A 15,608-nucleotide genomic window follows, 5' to 3' on the forward strand; every position below is an offset into this window, starting at 1 on the left:
CTTACTGTCGCTGACGATTCGACTGTCGCAGACGAATCGCCCCGGCCCGAGCCAGGCTCGGAACCGGGGCGATTCGATGGTGAGGATGCTCAGCGCCCGGTGACGACGGGCGCGCTGAAGAGCGGAGTGGTCAGTCGACCACGGCGCCGCCGAGGCGCTCGCCGTTCTCGGCGTCGAAGAGGTGCACGTGGCCGGGCTTCGGCGTGATGAACACCGTCTCGCCGGCGTTCGGGTGCACGCGGCCGTCGACGCGGGCGACGATGTCGGTGCGCTTGTCGTCGACGTCCGTGTGACCGTACAGGTACCCGTCGGCGCCCAGTTCCTCGACGAGGTCGACGGTGACAGTGAGGCCGTTGCCCGCGTTGGCGGAGACCACCACGTCTTCGGGACGCACGCCGATGGTGACCTGCTTGCCCGTCTTGGCGAGAACCTCGCGGTCGACCGGCACGACAGCGGTGCCGAACTTGATGCCGCCGTCCGTCACGTCGGCACCGAACAGGTTCATGGCCGGGCTCCCGATGAAGCCGGCGACGAACACGTTGTTCGGCTCCGCGTACAACTCGCGGGGCGTACCGACCTGCTGAAGAACGCCGTCCTTCAGCACGGCGATGCGGTCGCCCATGGTGAGAGCCTCGGTCTGGTCGTGCGTGACGTACACGGTGGTGACGCCGAGACGACGGGTGAGCGAAGCGATCTGGGTGCGGGTCTGAACGCGCAGCTTGGCGTCGAGGTTCGACAGCGGCTCGTCCATGAGGAACACCTGCGGGCTGCGGACGATGGCGCGGCCCATCGCGACGCGCTGACGCTGGCCGCCGGAGAGGGCCTTCGGCTTGCGGTTGAGGTAGGGCTCGAGGTCGAGCAGCTTCGCCGCCTCCAGCACGCGCTGTGCGCGCTCTTCCTTCTTCACCCCGGCGATCTTGAGCGCGAAGCCCATGTTCTCGGCGACGGTCATGTGCGGGTACAGGGCGTAGTTCTGGAAGACCATGGCGATGTCGCGGTCTTTCGGCGGAACATCCGTGACGTTGCGGTCGCCGATGAAGATGTTGCCCTCGTTGACCTCTTCGAGGCCGGCGAGCATGCGCAGCGACGTGGACTTGCCGCAGCCGGAGGGGCCGACGAGTACGAGGAACTCGCCGTCGGCGATGTCGATGCTCAGCTTGTCGACGGCGGGACGCGTGGAACCCGGATACAGGCGCGTCGCCTCGTCGAATGTGACTGTTGCCATGGTTGTGTCTCCTTCACCGGCAGGTACGTGCCGGACGATCCGTTGTGATGGATGTTGTATGGCCATCGGTCGTCGATGACCAGAACTGATGGTACGTCACGACTCCGGCGCCCGACGAATCGCGCGCATCCGCACCGGGCTGCGGTGCAGCGTTCGCCCCGGAGCCGTGCGAAGTTTCTCCAGCGCCCGTCTGGGATTTTCCCAGAGTGCCGCTCTAGGGTTGGTGCCGTTCGCATGCCGCCTCGATGCATGCCCCTGGAACCCCCGCACAGCTGTCAAGCACCCGAAGTGAGATCGAATGTCCAACGGCGATCTTGAACGCCGCCCGTCCAATGGAGAACGCCGCGCGGCGACGCGCGACAAAGCGCGTCAGCTACGTGAAGCGCATCGGAAGCAGGAGCGTCGGCGCCGGGCCGTCGTCAGAACCAGCATCATCGCCGTGGTCGTGGCGGCCGCCGCGATCGTGGCGATCGTGATCGTCTCGTCGATCCATCCGCCTTCGCACGGGCCCGCGAACATGGCCAGCGACGGCATCCTCATCGGCAAGGGCATGAAGGCCGAGCGCACGCCTTCGACGGCGCCCGACGCCAAGCCAGTGGTGAACAAGCAGGATCCCTCAGCCGGCGCGGTGAGCATCGTGACGTACATCGACTACCTCTGCCCGTATTGCGGAGAGTTCGAGCGCACGAACATCGATCAGATCGGCAAGCTCGTCGACAGCGGCGCCGCCACCATCGAGATCCATCCGATACCGCTGCTGGCCAGTCGATCCGCCGGAACGAAGTACTCGCTGCGCGCCGACAACGCCGCCGCGTGCGTCGCCAACTACGACCCGAACTCGTTCTGGGCATTCAACAAGGAGTTGTTCGAGAACCAGCCGAAGGAGAACACGACCGGTCTCACGGATCAGCAGATCAAGGACCTCGTGAAGCGGGCCGGGGTGAAGACCTACGATTCGGTGTCGAAGTGCATCGACGACGGCAGATACGACTCGTGGGCGCAGAACGCGCTCGACCGCACCCTCACCGGCCCGATTCCGAACTCGTCGGTGAAGCAGCTCAAGGCCACGCCGCTCGTGCTCGTGAACGGTAAGCAGTACCGGGGATCGCTGACGGATCCCGACGAGTTCCGCGCGTTCATCGTGAAGGCTCAAGCAGACACGTATTCGACTCCTGCACCGACCGCGACGCCCACTCCGACCGCGACATCGGCCGGCTGAGCGTCGCAAAGCCGGATAGTAGGATGTTGCGATGCCGTGCTGCAGCGATCATGCTGCACGAATCGGCCGACTTAGCTCAGTTGGTAGAGCACTTCTCTTGTAAAGAAGGGGTCGCGAGTTCGAGCCTCGCAGTCGGCTCTTCCCTGCGTCTGGTCAGTCCAGAGCGCTGACGATCAGTCCAGAACGCTGACGAATCCTTCGGGATCGATCAGCTTCGGAGCCCCTTCCCCCCTTGCCGGGCCTGCGCTCCGGCTTGCCGCCGATGTACAGCCAGCCGAGCAGGCGCTCGTGCTTGCCGAGTCCGTGCATCCTGGCCACCGCCTTCGACCTGGTGTAGTGACCGGTGCGCCACATCACGCCCCAGCCCGCCTCGTCGAGCAGCAGGCTGAGCAGGTGTGCCACACCGGATGCCACGGCATCCTGTTCCCAGCCCGGCACCTTCTCGCTCTTGTGCCGCGACGACACCACGGCGACGAGCAGCGGCGCGCGAAGCGGCTTCGTGGACGGCTCGTCCTTGTGCTCCGCCTCGGCGATCGCCGCGCCGAGACGATGACGTGCGTCACCACGCAACTCGATGAGACGCCACGGCTTCAGAGAACTGTGGTCGGCGACGCGACCGGCCGCGGCGACCAACGGGAGAAGCTCCTCGTGCGTCGGGGCGGTGTCCGTCACCTTCGATTGCGATCGTCTGGCCGCGATCGCCTCCCGTGCGCTCACCCGCTACGCGTCCGCCTGCTCGTCGCCCTTGCCATGCTGGTCGTCCTGGGGCGCGAAGGCGAGCGAGAGCGAGTTCATGCAGTAGCGGTCGCCCGTCGGGGTGCCGAAGCCGTCGGGGAAGACATGTCCGAGGTGGGAGCCGCAGTTGGCGCAACGCACCTCGGTGCGCATCATTCCGAGAGAGGAGTCCTCCAGCAATTCGACCGCCTCGGGACGCACCGACTCGTAGAAACTCGGCCAGCCGCATCCCGAGTCGAACTTCGTTCCGCTCCTGAAGAGCTCGGCCCCGCAGGCGCCACAGGTGTAGATGCCCGTGCGCCCCTCGTCGAGTAGTTCACCCGTCCACGGGCGCTCGGTGGCAGCCTCGCGCAACACTGCATATCGCTCTCCGGAGAGCTCGTTGCGCCACTCGTCGTTCGACTTCGAGACCGTGTACGTCATCGCTCGTTCCTCTCTCGCGGGCACCGGCGCCCGAAGACCCGGGCTCTTTCCGCACATCAAGGGTAACGAGCGAGCCATGTGGACTGTTCCTTGCGTCGCTGACCGAGTCGGCAACGCTGACTCGCCGCTGGGCCCCCCGTCGCCGCCTGCGGCGCGCCGCCTGCGGCGCGCCGCAGGCGGCGTGACGGCCGAGCGATAGGGAGGGTCGCGGCGAGGCCCACCGGGCCTTCACTTTCAGCTCCACCGCATGCCTCGGCGATGCGGCGCGTGAGCGACCATACAATGGCGCTGGCCGGTGGGAGGTGGTGGGCATGGGTGAAACGGAGCACGCGCCCGACGCTGCACCGCACGGCACGGACGAACACCGCACGGGGCCGGAACGGTCGACGCCCAGTGAGCGCGATCTCGCCGTGCTCGAGTTCGAGCGGCGGTGGTGGAAGCATGCGGGTGCCAAGGAGCAGGCGATCCGCGATCAGTTCGGTCTGTCCGCAGCCCGGTACTATCAAGTGCTCGGCCGGGTGATCGATTCGCCCGCAGCGCTGGTGCACGATCCGATGCTGGTGCGTCGTCTGCAACGCGTGCGCGACGCACGCCTGGCCGCGCGGGTGGACCGCCTTCGGCCTCGCTGAGCGTGATGCGACGATCGCACAGCGCGATCCCGTACAGTCCTGAACAGCCTGACCTGCCCGACCTCAAGGATCCATACCTCAGACCATGGCCGCCAAGTTCCCGACCGATCGCTTCGACCAGGTCCCCGACGACCTCGAGCGCATCGGCGCGCATCGTGCTCCACGGCCTCGCGGATACGGCTGGGTCTGGGTCGCCTGGTGCGTCGGGGCGGTGGTCGTGATCGTGGGGCTGGGAGCGCTCGGCATCTTCGCCATCAACGGAACGCTGAACGTCAAGCTGCCATTCGCGGGTGGGTCCACGTCGGCCACGGCGACCCCGACGCCCACACCGACGCCGACGATCACACCCGTGGTGAACCCGGCGCTGAACCTCATCGTGCTCAATGGAACGTCGAAGGCGGGGTTCGCGGCGGATGCCACGACCACGTTGAAGGCGGCCGGCTGGCAGAAGATCACGCCGGCCAACGCGAGTTCGACGGACGTGAAGAAGACCACCGTCTATTACGGCGACCCGAAGAACGAGAGCGCCGCGCTCGCGGTGTCGCGGGAGCTTGCGGGGGCGCCGATCCAGGAGACGCAGGACTTCGCGGCGACCGGCGCCGACATCACGGTCGTGCTCGGCCAGGACTACGTGCCGACGCATCAGTGATCACGCACTCGTCGGCGGCCTTGCGAACGTCGATCCGCTGTCGCGTAACCGATTGTCTCAATCTGGACACGCCTCTCGTCCTGGACTAGGCCTGCCGCTACTATCGGGGTTCAACGCTCGCGACCATGCGGCGTTTGCATGAAGGCAATGGGAGTAACAGATGGCGAACGGAACCGTCAAATGGTTCAACGCTGAGAAGGGCTACGGCTTCATCACCGTCGACGGTGGGGGACAGGACGTTTTCGTTCACTACTCCGCTATCGACATGAACGGCTACAAGGTCCTTGAAGAGGGTCAGCAGGTGACTTTCGAGGTCGGAACCGGATCCAAGGGTCCGCAGGCGGAATCGGTGCGTCCCGCCTGACGATCGCCGAAGCATGAAGGAGGGGTGCCGCGGATGCGGCGCCCCTCCTTCATCATTGACTGCCTCATGACCGAACCCTAGAATGGCTAGGTATGGGACATGAGCGCATCAAAGGCAATCTCGGTCTCTTGCTGTTGAGTGTGCTGGGTACTGGCCCGGCGCACGGCTACGACGTCATCGCCTCGCTCAAGGCGCGGAGCGACGGCGAGTTCGACTTGGCCGAAGGCACTGTGTATCCGGCACTCCATGGCCTCGAGGGAGCTGGGCTCGTGGAGAGCTCCTGGCAGACGGTGGAGGGGCGAAGGCGTCGCGTCTACCGGCTGAGCGACGCGGGAGTCCGTGAGCTTTCGAACCAGACGGTGCAGTGGCGGCGATTCGCCTCCGCCATCGACGGTGTGCTCGGAGGCCTGGCATGAACGGCCGTGATCGTATCGACGCGTACCTGGATGAGTTGTTCACCCGGTTGCACGGTGATGTGGCGGAGTGCCGCAGCATGCTCGCCGAGGCGGAGGCGCATCTGCGCGATGCGACCGCGGCATCCGTGCAGGAGGGCATCGATGAGGATGCCGCGCAGCAGGTCGCCATCGAGGCTTTCGGCTCACCGGAGCACGTCGCCCGGTCGGCGGACCCTCATCCTGTCGCCGCGGCGGTCGCGGCGTTCGTGATGGCGGGTGGCGGCCTGGCGGTCGTGGGGTTCGTCACGATAGGACTGTCCGCCGTGATCGCGCGCGTCGTTGCGGCGTTCACTTCGACGCAATGGGTTTACGGCGCTCCGGCCGGACATCGCTTCAGCGCGGCGCAGTGCGCGCATTGGCTGAGCGTGCAGCCGACGGCTGCCGACTGCAGCTCGGCCGCGGCCATGGAGAACTCCGACGACTCCTTCCAGTTCACGATCGCGGGCGTGATCGCCGGGCTGCTGGTGGTGGGCATCGCGATCGGGCTCGCACTCTTCCTACGGCGAACCGCACCTATCGCCCGGCGCAGAGTCCCGCACATCGTGGTGTGGGCGGTCGGCGCCACCGCCTTCGGCGGTTCGGGCGTGGCCCTTCTCGCAGGCGGGGTCGGCGACATCGTGGTGAGTGGTCTTTGGGGGCAGGGCCTGTGGTACGCGGAGGCCGCCATCGCTTTGACCGTCGCAATGTACTTCGGTGCGCGGTTGATCGCCGCTACCACTCGATCGCTCGGCATCGCCGTCGAAGTCCGGTGACGGCCGCCGCGCCACCCGAGCATCCTGGTCAGGCTTGCGTGCGCCCCGTCTTGCACTCACGAGGGTCGAGTGCCAGAATCCTTTTAGCACTCACTTCTGTTGAGTGCTAACCACTGAATCTTTCGCGTAACGTCCGGGAGGGACGAGAAACAACATGGCAAAGATCATTGCTTTTGACGAGGAGGCTCGTCGTGGTCTCGAGCGTGGACTCAACACGCTCGCCGACGCGGTAAGGGTGACCCTCGGTCCGCGCGGTCGCAACGTCGTGCTGGACAAGAAGTGGGGCGCCCCGACGATCACCAACGACGGCGTGTCCATCGCGAAGGAGATCGAGCTCGACGATCCCTACGAGCGCATCGGCGCCGAACTCGTCAAGGAGGTCGCGAAGAAGACCGATGACGTCGCAGGCGACGGGACCACCACGGCGACCGTGCTCGCACAGGCGCTCGTGCGCGAGGGTCTGCGCAACGTTGCGGCCGGCGCCGACCCGATCAGCCTCAAGCGCGGCATCGAGAAGGCCGTCGCCGCGGTGACCGAGCAGCTGCTCGCTTCCGCCAAAGAGGTCGAGACGAAGGACCAGATCGCCGCGACGGCATCCATCTCCGCGGCCGACCCCGAGATCGGCGCGATCATCGCCGAGGCGATCGACAAGGTCGGCAAGGAAGGCGTGGTCACGGTCGAGGAGTCGAACACGTTCGGCACCGAGCTCGAGCTCACCGAGGGCATGCGCTTCGACAAGGGCTTCCTGTCGCAGTACTTCGTGACCGACCCCGACCGCCAGGAGGCGGTGTTCGAGGACCCGTACATCCTCATCGCCAACCAGAAGATCTCGAACATCAAGGACCTTCTGCCGATCGTCGACAAGGTGATCCAGTCCGGCAAGCAGTTGCTGATCATCGCCGAGGACGTCGACGGCGAGGCACTTGCCACGCTGATCGTCAACAAGATCCGCGGCATCTTCAAGTCCGTCGCCGTCAAGGCCCCGGGCTTCGGTGACCGCCGCAAGGCTCAGCTGCAGGACATCGCCATCCTCACGGGTGGCCAGGTCATCAGCGAGGAGCTCGGCCTCAAGCTCGAGAACGTCACGCTCGACCTGCTGGGCCAGGCCCGCAAGGTGGTCATCACCAAGGACGAGACGACGATCGTCGAGGGTGCAGGAGACCCGGAGCAGATCGCCGGTCGCGTGCAGCAGATCCGCAACGAGATCGAGAACACCGACAGCGACTACGACCGCGAGAAGCTGCAGGAGCGCCTCGCCAAGCTCGCAGGCGGCGTCGCCGTCATCAAGGCGGGCGCGGCCACCGAGGTCGAGCTCAAGGAGCGCAAGCACCGCATCGAGGACGCCGTTCGCAACGCGAAGGCCGCCGTCGAGGAGGGTGTCGTCGCCGGTGGTGGCGTTGCTCTCATCCAGGCCGGCAACGCGGCGTTCGCCACGCTCGAGTTGACCGGTGACGAGGCGACCGGTGCGAACATCGTCAAGGTCGCCATCGAGGCTCCGCTCAAGCAGATCGCGCTCAACGCCGGTCTCGAGCCGGGCGTGGTCGCCGCCAAGGTTGCCGAGTTGCCGGCCGGGCACGGCCTGAACGCCGCGACCGGTGAGTACGGCGACCTGCTCGCGCAGGGCATCATCGACCCGGCCAAGGTGACGCGTTCCGCTCTGCAGAACGCGGCATCCATCGCCGGTCTGTTCCTCACCACGGAGGCCGTCGTCGCCGACAAGCCGGAGAAGGCCGCTCCGGTCCCCGGTGGCGAGGGCGGCGGCATGGACTTCTAGGAGGTCCGTACAACCATGCGGAAGGGCGCCCCTCGGGGCGCCCTTCTTGCGTGTTCGGCGCATCACACGGCGAACAGCTTCGCGTTGGTCAGCTCGACTTCGGCGTAGTGCTGCCCCGCCTGTCCGAGCGCCTGGTTGATCGCAGTCAGCGATTCCTCCACCTGCTGCTGCGTCGCCCGCCACTGGTTCACGACCCCCTGGAACGATTCCGAAGCGTGACCGCTCCACGTTCCCTGCAGCCCCGTGAGCTGCCCCAGCAGGCCGGCGACCTCGCTCTGGATGCGACTCATCGAGCCGCGCACGGCGGCTGTCGCCGCGATCATCTGGTCGCTGTCGACCCGGTACGTCGTCATGGTTCCTCCTCGTCGTGGGGACGCCGCCGCGCTCCGCGGTCCCGTCGCGCTGGTCTCGGCGCCCACCGCATCCGAGGCTACGAACGCGCACGGCGGGGCGGCCGCGAGGAGAACGAACGGGGGACAGGTCGGCGGTGCTCGTGATGGGGGAGGGGAAGACGAGTCCGGCCGCGACGACTACGCGAGCAGCAGTGCGACCATCGGCGCAGGCACTGCCCATACGTCGCCGCCGAGATCGAGCACGGACTTCGTCGCCATGAGCCCGCGCCCGTACTTGCCGTCGACGACGCGTGCCTCGGCACGCCAGCCGGCGTCGACCCACTTGCCCTCGATCGGCACCGTGGTCGAGTGCGCTCCGTCGACAGGAACCCGCACGGGGGCGAAGTCGATCTCGTTGTTCGACTCGGTGCGCGCATAGCCGACGGAGTCGTCGGAGAGCCAGCGACCCTCGTCGCGTGCCTCGATCGCTCGGGCCAGCGTCACGCCGAGTGCCGACTCCGTGAGTCGCGTGAAGTCGGGGGCGGGCAACCCGGGGCTGACGATCGACGGGATCCACGCCAGCAGTGGGTCGGCCAGGTAGAGCTTGTAGTGGGCGCCCACGACCCGATCGCCCTGTTCCCGTACCTGATTGCACCGCAGCGCAGCGTGCGTGCTGATCAACCGGTCGACGCGTGCGGTGAAGGTCGGCCGACTCGAGTAGCCGAGATCCTGCGCAGTGGTCGTCAGGTTGAGCGGGCTGCTCATCCGCTCGGAGATGCCGCGCAGCAGCTGTGTCGTGGTGTTCGTGGGGGCATCCGGATCGACGTCGCGACGAAGCCATGCGTGCAGGTCGCGGGCGTACCCGTCGGAGACGGCGCCTGCCCGAGTGTGCTCGAAGACGGCGCGCGGGAAGCCGCCGCAGGTGAGGTAGTCCTGCCAGGCGAGGTCGAGGTCGTCGACGACGAACTGCAACTCGTCCAAGGAGTTCCGGGCGTGGTCGGTCTGCAGCTGCGCAGGGTTCACCGCGGGCACGACGGGCAGCCCGGGGTAGGCGGCCGCGAGGAAATCGCGGAATGTCATGGGGAGCAGCTGACGGATGCGGTGCGACCCGGTCGAACCCGCTCGTCCGGCCAGCAGGTTGCCCTGGATGTCTTCGGATTGCGCCCATCTGCTCCCGGTGACGACGACGGTGTCGTCGCCGAAGGGCGTCGTGTCTCTGGCGAGCTTGAGTGCGCCGGTCCAGCCGGTCACCATGCTGATCTCGTCGAAAAGCCACACCCGCGGCCGAGGTTTCGGCTGGTCGACCGAACGGGTCAGCATGCGCGCCAGCGTGAGAGTGCGGGTGACGTCTCTGCCGCGCATGGTGTCGCACGGCACGTAGACCACCTGACGTGGATCGATACCGGGCAGCGTGCAGAGGTTTGCGGCGGCGTCCAGGAGCGCCACCGACTTGCCGATCCGCCGCGGCCCGGTGAGCACGACGAGCCGCCCGTCGGGCGCGACGCTCGCGACGTCGTCGAGTATGCCCGCGCGATAGCCGAGCTCGTACCTCGTGCGTTCGCGCAGCGTGCGGTTACCGGCCACCCATGCCGTCGGATCGGCACGGCGGGCTGCGGCGGTCCACCACGGATTGCTCTCGGTCAGCAGCCGCCTCAACTCGTCGTCGCGCACGCGGCAACGGTAACCCTCCGCGGGTGGGATGAGCGGGTGAATCGCCGGGAGGTGCTTGCCATAAGAGGAGAGGTGCAGCGCTTGTGTGCTTGCCAGCAGGGCAGTGGTAAACGACGACGGCCGTTGCCAGAAGGGGAGGGGTCAGGCGCTCTCGAGCGGCTTCGGGGCTTTCGTCGAGTCGGCCAGGGGGAGCGTCACCCGGAACGTGGCGCCGCCGCCCGGCGTCTCCACCACGTCGACGGCTCCGTGGTGAGCGCTCACGATAGAGGCCACTATCGCCAGACCCAGTCCGCTTCCGCCGGTCTCGCGCGTGCGCGACGTGTCGGCCCGCCAGAACCGCTGGAAGATCTTCTCCCTGATCTGCGGAGGGATGCCTTCGCCGTGGTCGATCACGGACAGCACGGCGGCCGCGTGTTGCGGATCGACCGAAACGCCGATCTCCAGGGGGCTGCCGGCAGGCGTGTACCGCACGGCGTTGCCGATCAGATTCGCGATCACCTGCCGGAGCTTGTTCTCCTCTGCCATGACGAGCGCGCGCACGGTCGGGGGCTCGGGGATGTCGCCGAGCTCCAGCGGCACGGTCTCCAGGCCCGGTTCGGACCTGCGTGGCCTGCGCCGCAGTCGCGCGAGCGTGGCCCCGGCGAATCCGATCGGCCCTGTCGTGTTCGGGCTTCTCGGGGCGTTCGTATTCCTCGGGGCATTCGCGTTCCGAGGCTGCCGTCCGCTCGCTGTGCGTTGGCCGGTGGATGCCTGCTCAACGCCGGAAGTCTCCGTCTCGTACTCCCCGAGCGGCTCCGGGAGCGATGGGCCAGGGGGCGGAGGCGGAAGCGGTGGCAGCGACAGCACGACCGACACCGTGCGATCCGGGTTGCCGGCGTTGGCATCCAGAGCGGCGTCGTGCGCGAGCGGCACCAGGTCGACCACGGCGAGGGTGAGCGGTTTCGTCTCGTCGAGGCGGGCCAGCTCCAGGAGATCCTCCACCAGGAGGCCCATGCGCACAGCCTCCTTCTCGATGCGCTCCATCGCCTGCGCCACTTCTTCGGGCGACTGCAATGCGCCCATGCGGTACAGCTCCGCGTAACCACGCACCGAGACCAGAGGCGTGCGCAACTCGTGGCTGGCATCCCCTACGAACCGTCGCATCTGCTCGATCGAGCGCGCCCGGTCTTTGAACGCCTGGTCGATGCGATTGAGCATGGTGTTGAGGGAGCGATTCAGCCGGCCCACCTCGGTGTTGGGTGTTGCACCGCCGAGGCGCTGGCTGAAGTCGCCGTCGGCGATCTCCGCAGCCGTTCGCTCGACCTCGCGCAGGGGCCGGAACGTCGTGGTCACCAGCGCGCGGGTGAGGAACGCGCCGATGATGACGACGATGACGCCGAAGCTGAAGAAGATCGACAGATAGCTGGCGAGAGTGATGTCGAGGGGCGAGGTGGATACGGCGATGATCGCGGTGCCGTAGGTCGGCGCTGCCCCTTCGAGCTGCACGACAGTGCAGACGCTGCGGAACGCGCTGAGACCGTCGCGGCTCTGCAGCCACCCGGCGCCCTGATTCGCGCAGGCGGCACCCTCGTTGAGGCTCATCCGGCTCGGCACCGCCGGCTTCTTGCCGTCTGGCACGGTCTTCCAGTTCTCGTCGAGCGGGGTGCCGTCGGCTCCGTAGAGCACGACGTAGAAGCTGGCCGTGTTGTTCTGCCCGATGACCGGCCCGTTGCTCTTCTTCGCATCGCTCGGAAGGATCGCGTTGATGCTGTCGGGCTGCGAGGCGATGGCCTCGAGCTGCTGGTCGAACAGGTTGATCAGCACAGGCTTGAACAACAGCATCGTGCCGAGGCCGGCGACGAGCAGCCCGAACGTGAGTACGAGGACGGTGACGCCGGTGATCTTCGTGCGCAGCGAGATCGAGTTCCAATGGTCGATCACGGTACTCACGTTCCTGAGCCTAAGGTCTGTGGGCGAGGGATCCCTGCACGTACCTGGATGGGCGGATGCACCGGTGCGCTGTCATGCGCGACTGGCACCTCGGTGACGGGGGACGCTCTTGGTCGCGGCGGCGTGTACGCCGCGACGAACGCGGGTGTCTCGGCTGGTCGACCGCGGCGCGCCGGGCGGGGACCGGCGCCCCCTTCGGTGACGTGAGACGCTCTCGGTCGCGGCGGCGTGTACGCCGCGACGAACGCGGGTGTCTCGGCTGGTCGACCGCGGCACGCCGGGCGGGGACCGGCGCCCCCTTCGGTGACGTGAGACGCTCTCGGTCGCGGCGGCGTGTACGCCGCGACGAACGCGAGCATCTCGACCAGCCGACAGCGGCACGCCGGGCGGGGACCGGCGTGCAGAACAAACTCAGACCTTCGCGGCCTTCAGCATGTAGCCGAAGCCACGTTTGGTCTGGATGAGCGGCTCGCTGGAGTGCGCATCGACCTTGCGGCGCAGGTAGGAGATGTAGCTCTCCACGATGCCGGCATCCCCGTTGAAGTCGTACTCCCACACGTGATCGAGAATCTGCGCCTTGGACAGCACCCGGTTCGGGTTGAGCATGAGGTAGCGCAGCAGTTTGAACTCGGTGGGGGACAGCTCGATAGCCGTGTCGCCCACGAACACTTCGTGCGTGTCCTGGTCCATGGTGAGTTCGCCGGCACGGATGATCGCGTCATCGTCGGCCTGCATGGTGCGACGGAGGATGGCTTTGATTCGCGCCACGATCTCGTCGAGGCTGAACGGCTTCGTGACGTAGTCGTCACCGCCCACGGTGAGGCCGGTGATCTTGTCTTCGGTGTCGTCTTTCGCCGTGAGGAACAGGATCGGCGCGGTGTAGCCGGCACCGCGGAGCCGCTTGGTGACGCCGAAGCCGTTCATGTCGGGCAGCATGACGTCGAGGATGATGAGGTCGGGCTCCTCCTCCAGCACAGCGCTGATCGCCTGCGCCCCGTTGCCGACGGCGCGCACGGCGAAGCCGGCGAATCGCAGGCTGGTGGTGAGGAGGTCGCGGATGTTCGGCTCGTCGTCGACGATGAGAATGCGGGGTCCGGTGCTCATGGGCACCAGTCTCTGCGCGTTGGCTGGATTCATCCTGTGAGTCAGTCGTGCGGCATCCAGTCGGCCGGAGTGTGCGAACCGGGGATGCCCTTAGCGCCCTGCCCATGATCGCCGCTTAGGCGAATGCGGGGCCGCTGTTGAAGAATCGAGGAGGGCGCAGCGCGGCCTCGATGGAAGGGATACCGATGTCCACACCCGGATACGTCGTCGTCGGAGGCGGTCTCGCCGCAGGCACGGCTGCCACGACGCTGCGCGAGGAGGGGTACGACGGCCGACTGACGCTCATCGCAGCCGAAGAGCACGCGCCGTACATCCGCCCGCCGCTTTCGAAGGGCTATCTCGCCGAACTCGACGAGTCGGAGCTGTGGGTGCGACCGGACGCCTGGTGGCGCGAGCGCGACGTCGACCTGCGCGCCGGGCGGCACGCCGACGCACTAGACCTCCGGGAGCGTTCGGTCGTTCTGAATGGTGGTGAGCGTGTTCCGTTCGACCGCCTGCTGATCGCCACCGGGGCGGCGCCGAAACGACTGCAGGTGCCGGGAGCCGACGCTGACGGCATCCACTACCTGCGAACGATCGAGGATTCCCGAGGCATCCGCGAGGCAACCGCCGATGGCGACAGGCGAGTCGTCGTGGTCGGCTCCGGATGGATCGGCATGGAGGTCGCAGCCACGCTCAGAGGCTTCGGCAACGAGGTGACCGTCGTGTCGCACGCACAGGTGCCGCTGTCGGCGGCGCTCGGGGACGAGCTGGGCGAGGTGTTCGCACGGCTTCATCTCGACCACGGAGTACGGCTCGTACGCGGAGCCGCGGTGCTGGGGTTCCGCGTGGTGGACGGCCGGGTGGCCGGCGTGCGGTACGAGGGCGGCGAGGTCGACGCCGACATCGTGGTCGTGGGCGTAGGGGCGACTCCGCTCGTCGGCATCGCCGAGGATGCAGGGCTCGAGGTGGGCAACGGGGTACTGGTCGACGCGGGAATGCGCACGGGCGTCGACGGCGTGTTCGCCGCAGGAGATGCGGCCGACCCGTTCCACCCGGTGATCGGGCAGCGGATGCGCAGCGAGCACTGGGCGAACGCGATCGGTACTGGTCGCACAGGCGCGCTCAACATGCTGGATCGCGATGTCGAGTACGACGACATCCCGTACTTCTACACGGACCAGTTCGACCTCGGAATGGAGTACTCCGGCTATCGGCCGCTGATGGACGGCGCCCGAGTCGTCTGTCGCGGTGACGTGCAGGGTCGCGAGTTCGTGGCGTTCTGGGTGACGCCTCATGGCCGCGTCGTGGCCGGCATGAACGTGAACGTGTGGGACGTCAACGAGCAGGTTCAAGCGCTGATCCGCGGCGCACGACCGGTGGACGAGGCACGGCTGGCCGACCCGAGCGTTCCGCTGAACGAACTCGTGGCCGACGCGTGAGCGTGTACCTGCCGCCGCTGCGTGACCCCGTTCGCAGGATCGGCGCCCACACCTTCGACTTCTCTCAGCGGGTGGCGGTGATGGCGGTCGTGAACCGCACGCCCGACTCCTTCTACGATCGCGGAGCGACCTTCGCTCTGGATGCCGCCGTGCGCGCGTGCCTGACAGCCGTCGAGCACGGGGCGGACTGGATCGACATCGGCGGCGTGCCGTTCAAGCCGGGGCCGGCGCTGCCCGTCGAGGAGGAGATCGCACGGGTCGTTCCGGTCATCGAGGCACTGCGGCGGGAGTCCGACGTGGTCGTCTCGGTGGACACGTTCGAGCCGGAGGTGGCGCGGCACGCGATCGTCGCCGGAGCGGACGTGATCAACGACACCACGGGCATCCACGACCACGGGCTCGCCGAGGTGGTGGCCGACAGCGATGCGACGCTCGTGATCACGCACAGCCTCGCCGAGCCGCGCACGGTGTACCCGCGCCCGCAGTACGGCGACGTGGTGAAGGAGGTCGCGGCGTTTCTGACCGACCGTGTCGAACTGGCCGTGGCGCTCGGCGTTCCCGAATCGCGCATCGTGATCGATCCGGGGCACGACCTGAACAAGAACACCCTGCACACCCTGGAACTGACCCGCCGGTTCGAGGAGATCGCGGGGCTCGGACTGCCCGCGCTCGCCGCAGTGTCGAACAAGGACTTCATCGGTGAGACGCTCGACGTGGATCGAGCCGACCGGCTGGAGGGATCGCTGGCCGCCGCCGTGTTCTGCATCGCTCAGGGCGCGCGGGTGGTGCGCATGCACAACGTGCGTGAGTCCGTCGCGGCTGTGCGCATGACCGAGGCGATCCTGGGCCTGCGCGAACCGGTGTACCTGAAGCACAACATGGGCGAGGTCAACGAGGACCCCGACGAGAAGTGATCGCGTGGCGTA

16 protein-coding genes and 1 tRNA gene are annotated in these 15,608 nt (G+C 67.3%); 10 read left to right on the forward strand and 7 right to left on the reverse strand.

The features are described from left to right. Positions 1–130: 130 nt before the first annotated feature. On the reverse strand, positions 131–1,225 hold the full coding sequence (locus ACYVDK_RS08660) for an ABC transporter ATP-binding protein (protein ID WP_460520686.1): 1,095 nt from the start codon (positions 1,223–1,225) through the stop codon (positions 131–133). A 439-nt stretch (positions 1,226–1,664) separates the two neighbouring features. On the opposite strand from ACYVDK_RS08660, the gene ACYVDK_RS08665 reads away from it, so the two are divergent. Together ACYVDK_RS08665 and ACYVDK_RS08670 are read left to right on the forward strand one after the other, a co-directional pair. Further along, positions 1,665–2,444, forward strand: a complete 780-nt coding sequence (locus tag ACYVDK_RS08665; RefSeq protein WP_460520688.1) for a DsbA family protein — start codon at positions 1,665–1,667, stop codon at positions 2,442–2,444. A 65-nt stretch (positions 2,445–2,509) separates the two neighbouring features. Next, a tRNA-Thr gene (locus tag ACYVDK_RS08670) sits at positions 2,510–2,582 on the forward strand. A gap of 15 nt (positions 2,583–2,597) precedes the next feature. On the opposite strand, the gene ACYVDK_RS08675 is transcribed toward ACYVDK_RS08670, so the two are convergent. Both ACYVDK_RS08675 and msrB read right to left on the reverse strand, forming a co-directional pair. Further along, positions 2,598–3,161: a nitroreductase family protein gene (locus ACYVDK_RS08675; protein WP_460520690.1), complete on the reverse strand. Its 564-nt coding sequence runs from the start codon at positions 3,159–3,161 to the stop codon at positions 2,598–2,600. A gap of 3 nt (positions 3,162–3,164) precedes the next feature. Beyond that, on the reverse strand, positions 3,165–3,602 hold the full coding sequence (gene msrB / locus ACYVDK_RS08680) for a peptide-methionine (R)-S-oxide reductase (protein ID WP_460520692.1): 438 nt from the start codon (positions 3,600–3,602) through the stop codon (positions 3,165–3,167). Between the two features lie 311 nt (positions 3,603–3,913). Here msrB and ACYVDK_RS08685 point away from each other — a divergent pair, with 311 nt between their 5' ends. The 6 genes from ACYVDK_RS08685 to groL all read left to right on the forward strand — a co-directional run bounded on the left by ACYVDK_RS08685 (position 3,914) and on the right by groL (position 8,225). After that, on the forward strand, positions 3,914–4,231 hold the full coding sequence (locus ACYVDK_RS08685) for a DUF3263 domain-containing protein (RefSeq protein ID WP_460520694.1): 318 nt from the start codon (positions 3,914–3,916) through the stop codon (positions 4,229–4,231). Between the two features lie 85 nt (positions 4,232–4,316). Next, positions 4,317–4,880, forward strand: coding sequence for a LytR C-terminal domain-containing protein (locus ACYVDK_RS08690; RefSeq protein WP_460520696.1), 564 nt, complete (start codon positions 4,317–4,319; stop codon positions 4,878–4,880). Positions 4,881–5,040: 160 nt separating this feature from the next. Beyond that, positions 5,041–5,244 (forward strand): cold-shock protein, encoded by a 204-nt coding sequence (locus ACYVDK_RS08695; RefSeq protein ID WP_022900747.1) that lies wholly within the window; start codon positions 5,041–5,043, stop codon positions 5,242–5,244. 92 nt (positions 5,245–5,336) lie between these two features. Continuing rightward, positions 5,337–5,660 carry a PadR family transcriptional regulator gene (locus tag ACYVDK_RS08700; RefSeq protein WP_460520698.1) on the forward strand — a complete coding sequence of 108 codons (324 nt, stop codon included), beginning with the start codon at positions 5,337–5,339 and terminating at the stop codon, positions 5,658–5,660. Next, positions 5,657–6,451 carry a permease prefix domain 1-containing protein gene (locus ACYVDK_RS08705; RefSeq protein WP_460520700.1) on the forward strand — a complete coding sequence of 265 codons (795 nt, stop codon included), beginning with the start codon at positions 5,657–5,659 and terminating at the stop codon, positions 6,449–6,451. Before ACYVDK_RS08700 ends, ACYVDK_RS08705 begins: the two co-directional genes overlap by 4 nt. A gap of 154 nt (positions 6,452–6,605) precedes the next feature. Then, a complete protein-coding gene (groL, locus tag ACYVDK_RS08710) occupies positions 6,606–8,225 on the forward strand; it encodes a chaperonin GroEL (protein WP_460520702.1) in 1,620 nt (539 codons plus the stop codon). Between the two features lie 62 nt (positions 8,226–8,287). Here groL and ACYVDK_RS08715 read toward each other — a convergent pair whose 3' ends face one another. The 4 genes from ACYVDK_RS08715 to ACYVDK_RS08730 form a co-directional block, all read right to left on the reverse strand. Continuing rightward, complete coding sequence (locus ACYVDK_RS08715) at positions 8,288–8,578, reverse strand: WXG100 family type VII secretion target (RefSeq protein ID WP_460520704.1); 291 nt, start codon at positions 8,576–8,578, stop codon at positions 8,288–8,290. Positions 8,579–8,755: 177 nt separating this feature from the next. Beyond that, complete coding sequence (locus tag ACYVDK_RS08720) at positions 8,756–10,228, reverse strand: ATP-binding protein (protein ID WP_460520706.1); 1,473 nt, start codon at positions 10,226–10,228, stop codon at positions 8,756–8,758. A gap of 141 nt (positions 10,229–10,369) precedes the next feature. Further along, positions 10,370–12,157 carry a sensor histidine kinase gene (locus ACYVDK_RS08725; protein WP_460520708.1) on the reverse strand — a complete coding sequence of 596 codons (1,788 nt, stop codon included), beginning with the start codon at positions 12,155–12,157 and terminating at the stop codon, positions 10,370–10,372. A gap of 411 nt (positions 12,158–12,568) precedes the next feature. Then, positions 12,569–13,261 carry a response regulator transcription factor gene (locus ACYVDK_RS08730; protein WP_325454444.1) on the reverse strand — a complete coding sequence of 231 codons (693 nt, stop codon included), beginning with the start codon at positions 13,259–13,261 and terminating at the stop codon, positions 12,569–12,571. Positions 13,262–13,446: 185 nt separating this feature from the next. Between ACYVDK_RS08730 and ACYVDK_RS08735 the strand changes: the two genes are divergently transcribed. Continuing rightward, positions 13,447–14,682: an NAD(P)/FAD-dependent oxidoreductase gene (locus ACYVDK_RS08735; protein ID WP_460520710.1), complete on the forward strand. Its 1,236-nt coding sequence runs from the start codon at positions 13,447–13,449 to the stop codon at positions 14,680–14,682. Then, positions 14,679–15,596 (forward strand): dihydropteroate synthase, encoded by a 918-nt coding sequence (folP, locus tag ACYVDK_RS08740; RefSeq protein WP_460520712.1) that lies wholly within the window; start codon positions 14,679–14,681, stop codon positions 15,594–15,596. The genes ACYVDK_RS08735 and folP overlap by 4 nt, the downstream gene beginning before the upstream one ends. Positions 15,597–15,608 lie beyond the last annotated feature (12 nt).

This window comes from Humibacter antri, assembly GCF_054777235.1.

Excerpts from the sequence above, each read along its gene's own strand:
- ACYVDK_RS08660 (WP_460520686.1), bottom strand. The coding sequence starts at position 1,225 with ATGGCAACAGTCACATTCGACGAGGCGACGCGCCTGTATCCGGGTTCC.
- msrB (WP_460520692.1), bottom strand. The coding sequence starts at position 3,602 with ATGACGTACACGGTCTCGAAGTCGAACGACGAGTGGCGCAACGAGCTC.
- ACYVDK_RS08685 (WP_460520694.1), top strand. The coding sequence starts at position 3,914 with ATGGGTGAAACGGAGCACGCGCCCGACGCTGCACCGCACGGCACGGAC.
- ACYVDK_RS08690 (WP_460520696.1), top strand. The coding sequence starts at position 4,317 with ATGGCCGCCAAGTTCCCGACCGATCGCTTCGACCAGGTCCCCGACGAC.
- ACYVDK_RS08695 (WP_022900747.1), top strand. The coding sequence starts at position 5,041 with ATGGCGAACGGAACCGTCAAATGGTTCAACGCTGAGAAGGGCTACGGC.
- ACYVDK_RS08700 (WP_460520698.1), top strand. The coding sequence starts at position 5,337 with ATGGGACATGAGCGCATCAAAGGCAATCTCGGTCTCTTGCTGTTGAGT.
- ACYVDK_RS08705 (WP_460520700.1), top strand. The coding sequence starts at position 5,657 with ATGAACGGCCGTGATCGTATCGACGCGTACCTGGATGAGTTGTTCACC.
- groL (WP_460520702.1), top strand. The coding sequence starts at position 6,606 with ATGGCAAAGATCATTGCTTTTGACGAGGAGGCTCGTCGTGGTCTCGAG.
- ACYVDK_RS08715 (WP_460520704.1), bottom strand. The coding sequence starts at position 8,578 with ATGACGACGTACCGGGTCGACAGCGACCAGATGATCGCGGCGACAGCC.
- ACYVDK_RS08730 (WP_325454444.1), bottom strand. The coding sequence starts at position 13,261 with ATGAGCACCGGACCCCGCATTCTCATCGTCGACGACGAGCCGAACATC.
- ACYVDK_RS08735 (WP_460520710.1), top strand. The coding sequence starts at position 13,447 with ATGTCCACACCCGGATACGTCGTCGTCGGAGGCGGTCTCGCCGCAGGC.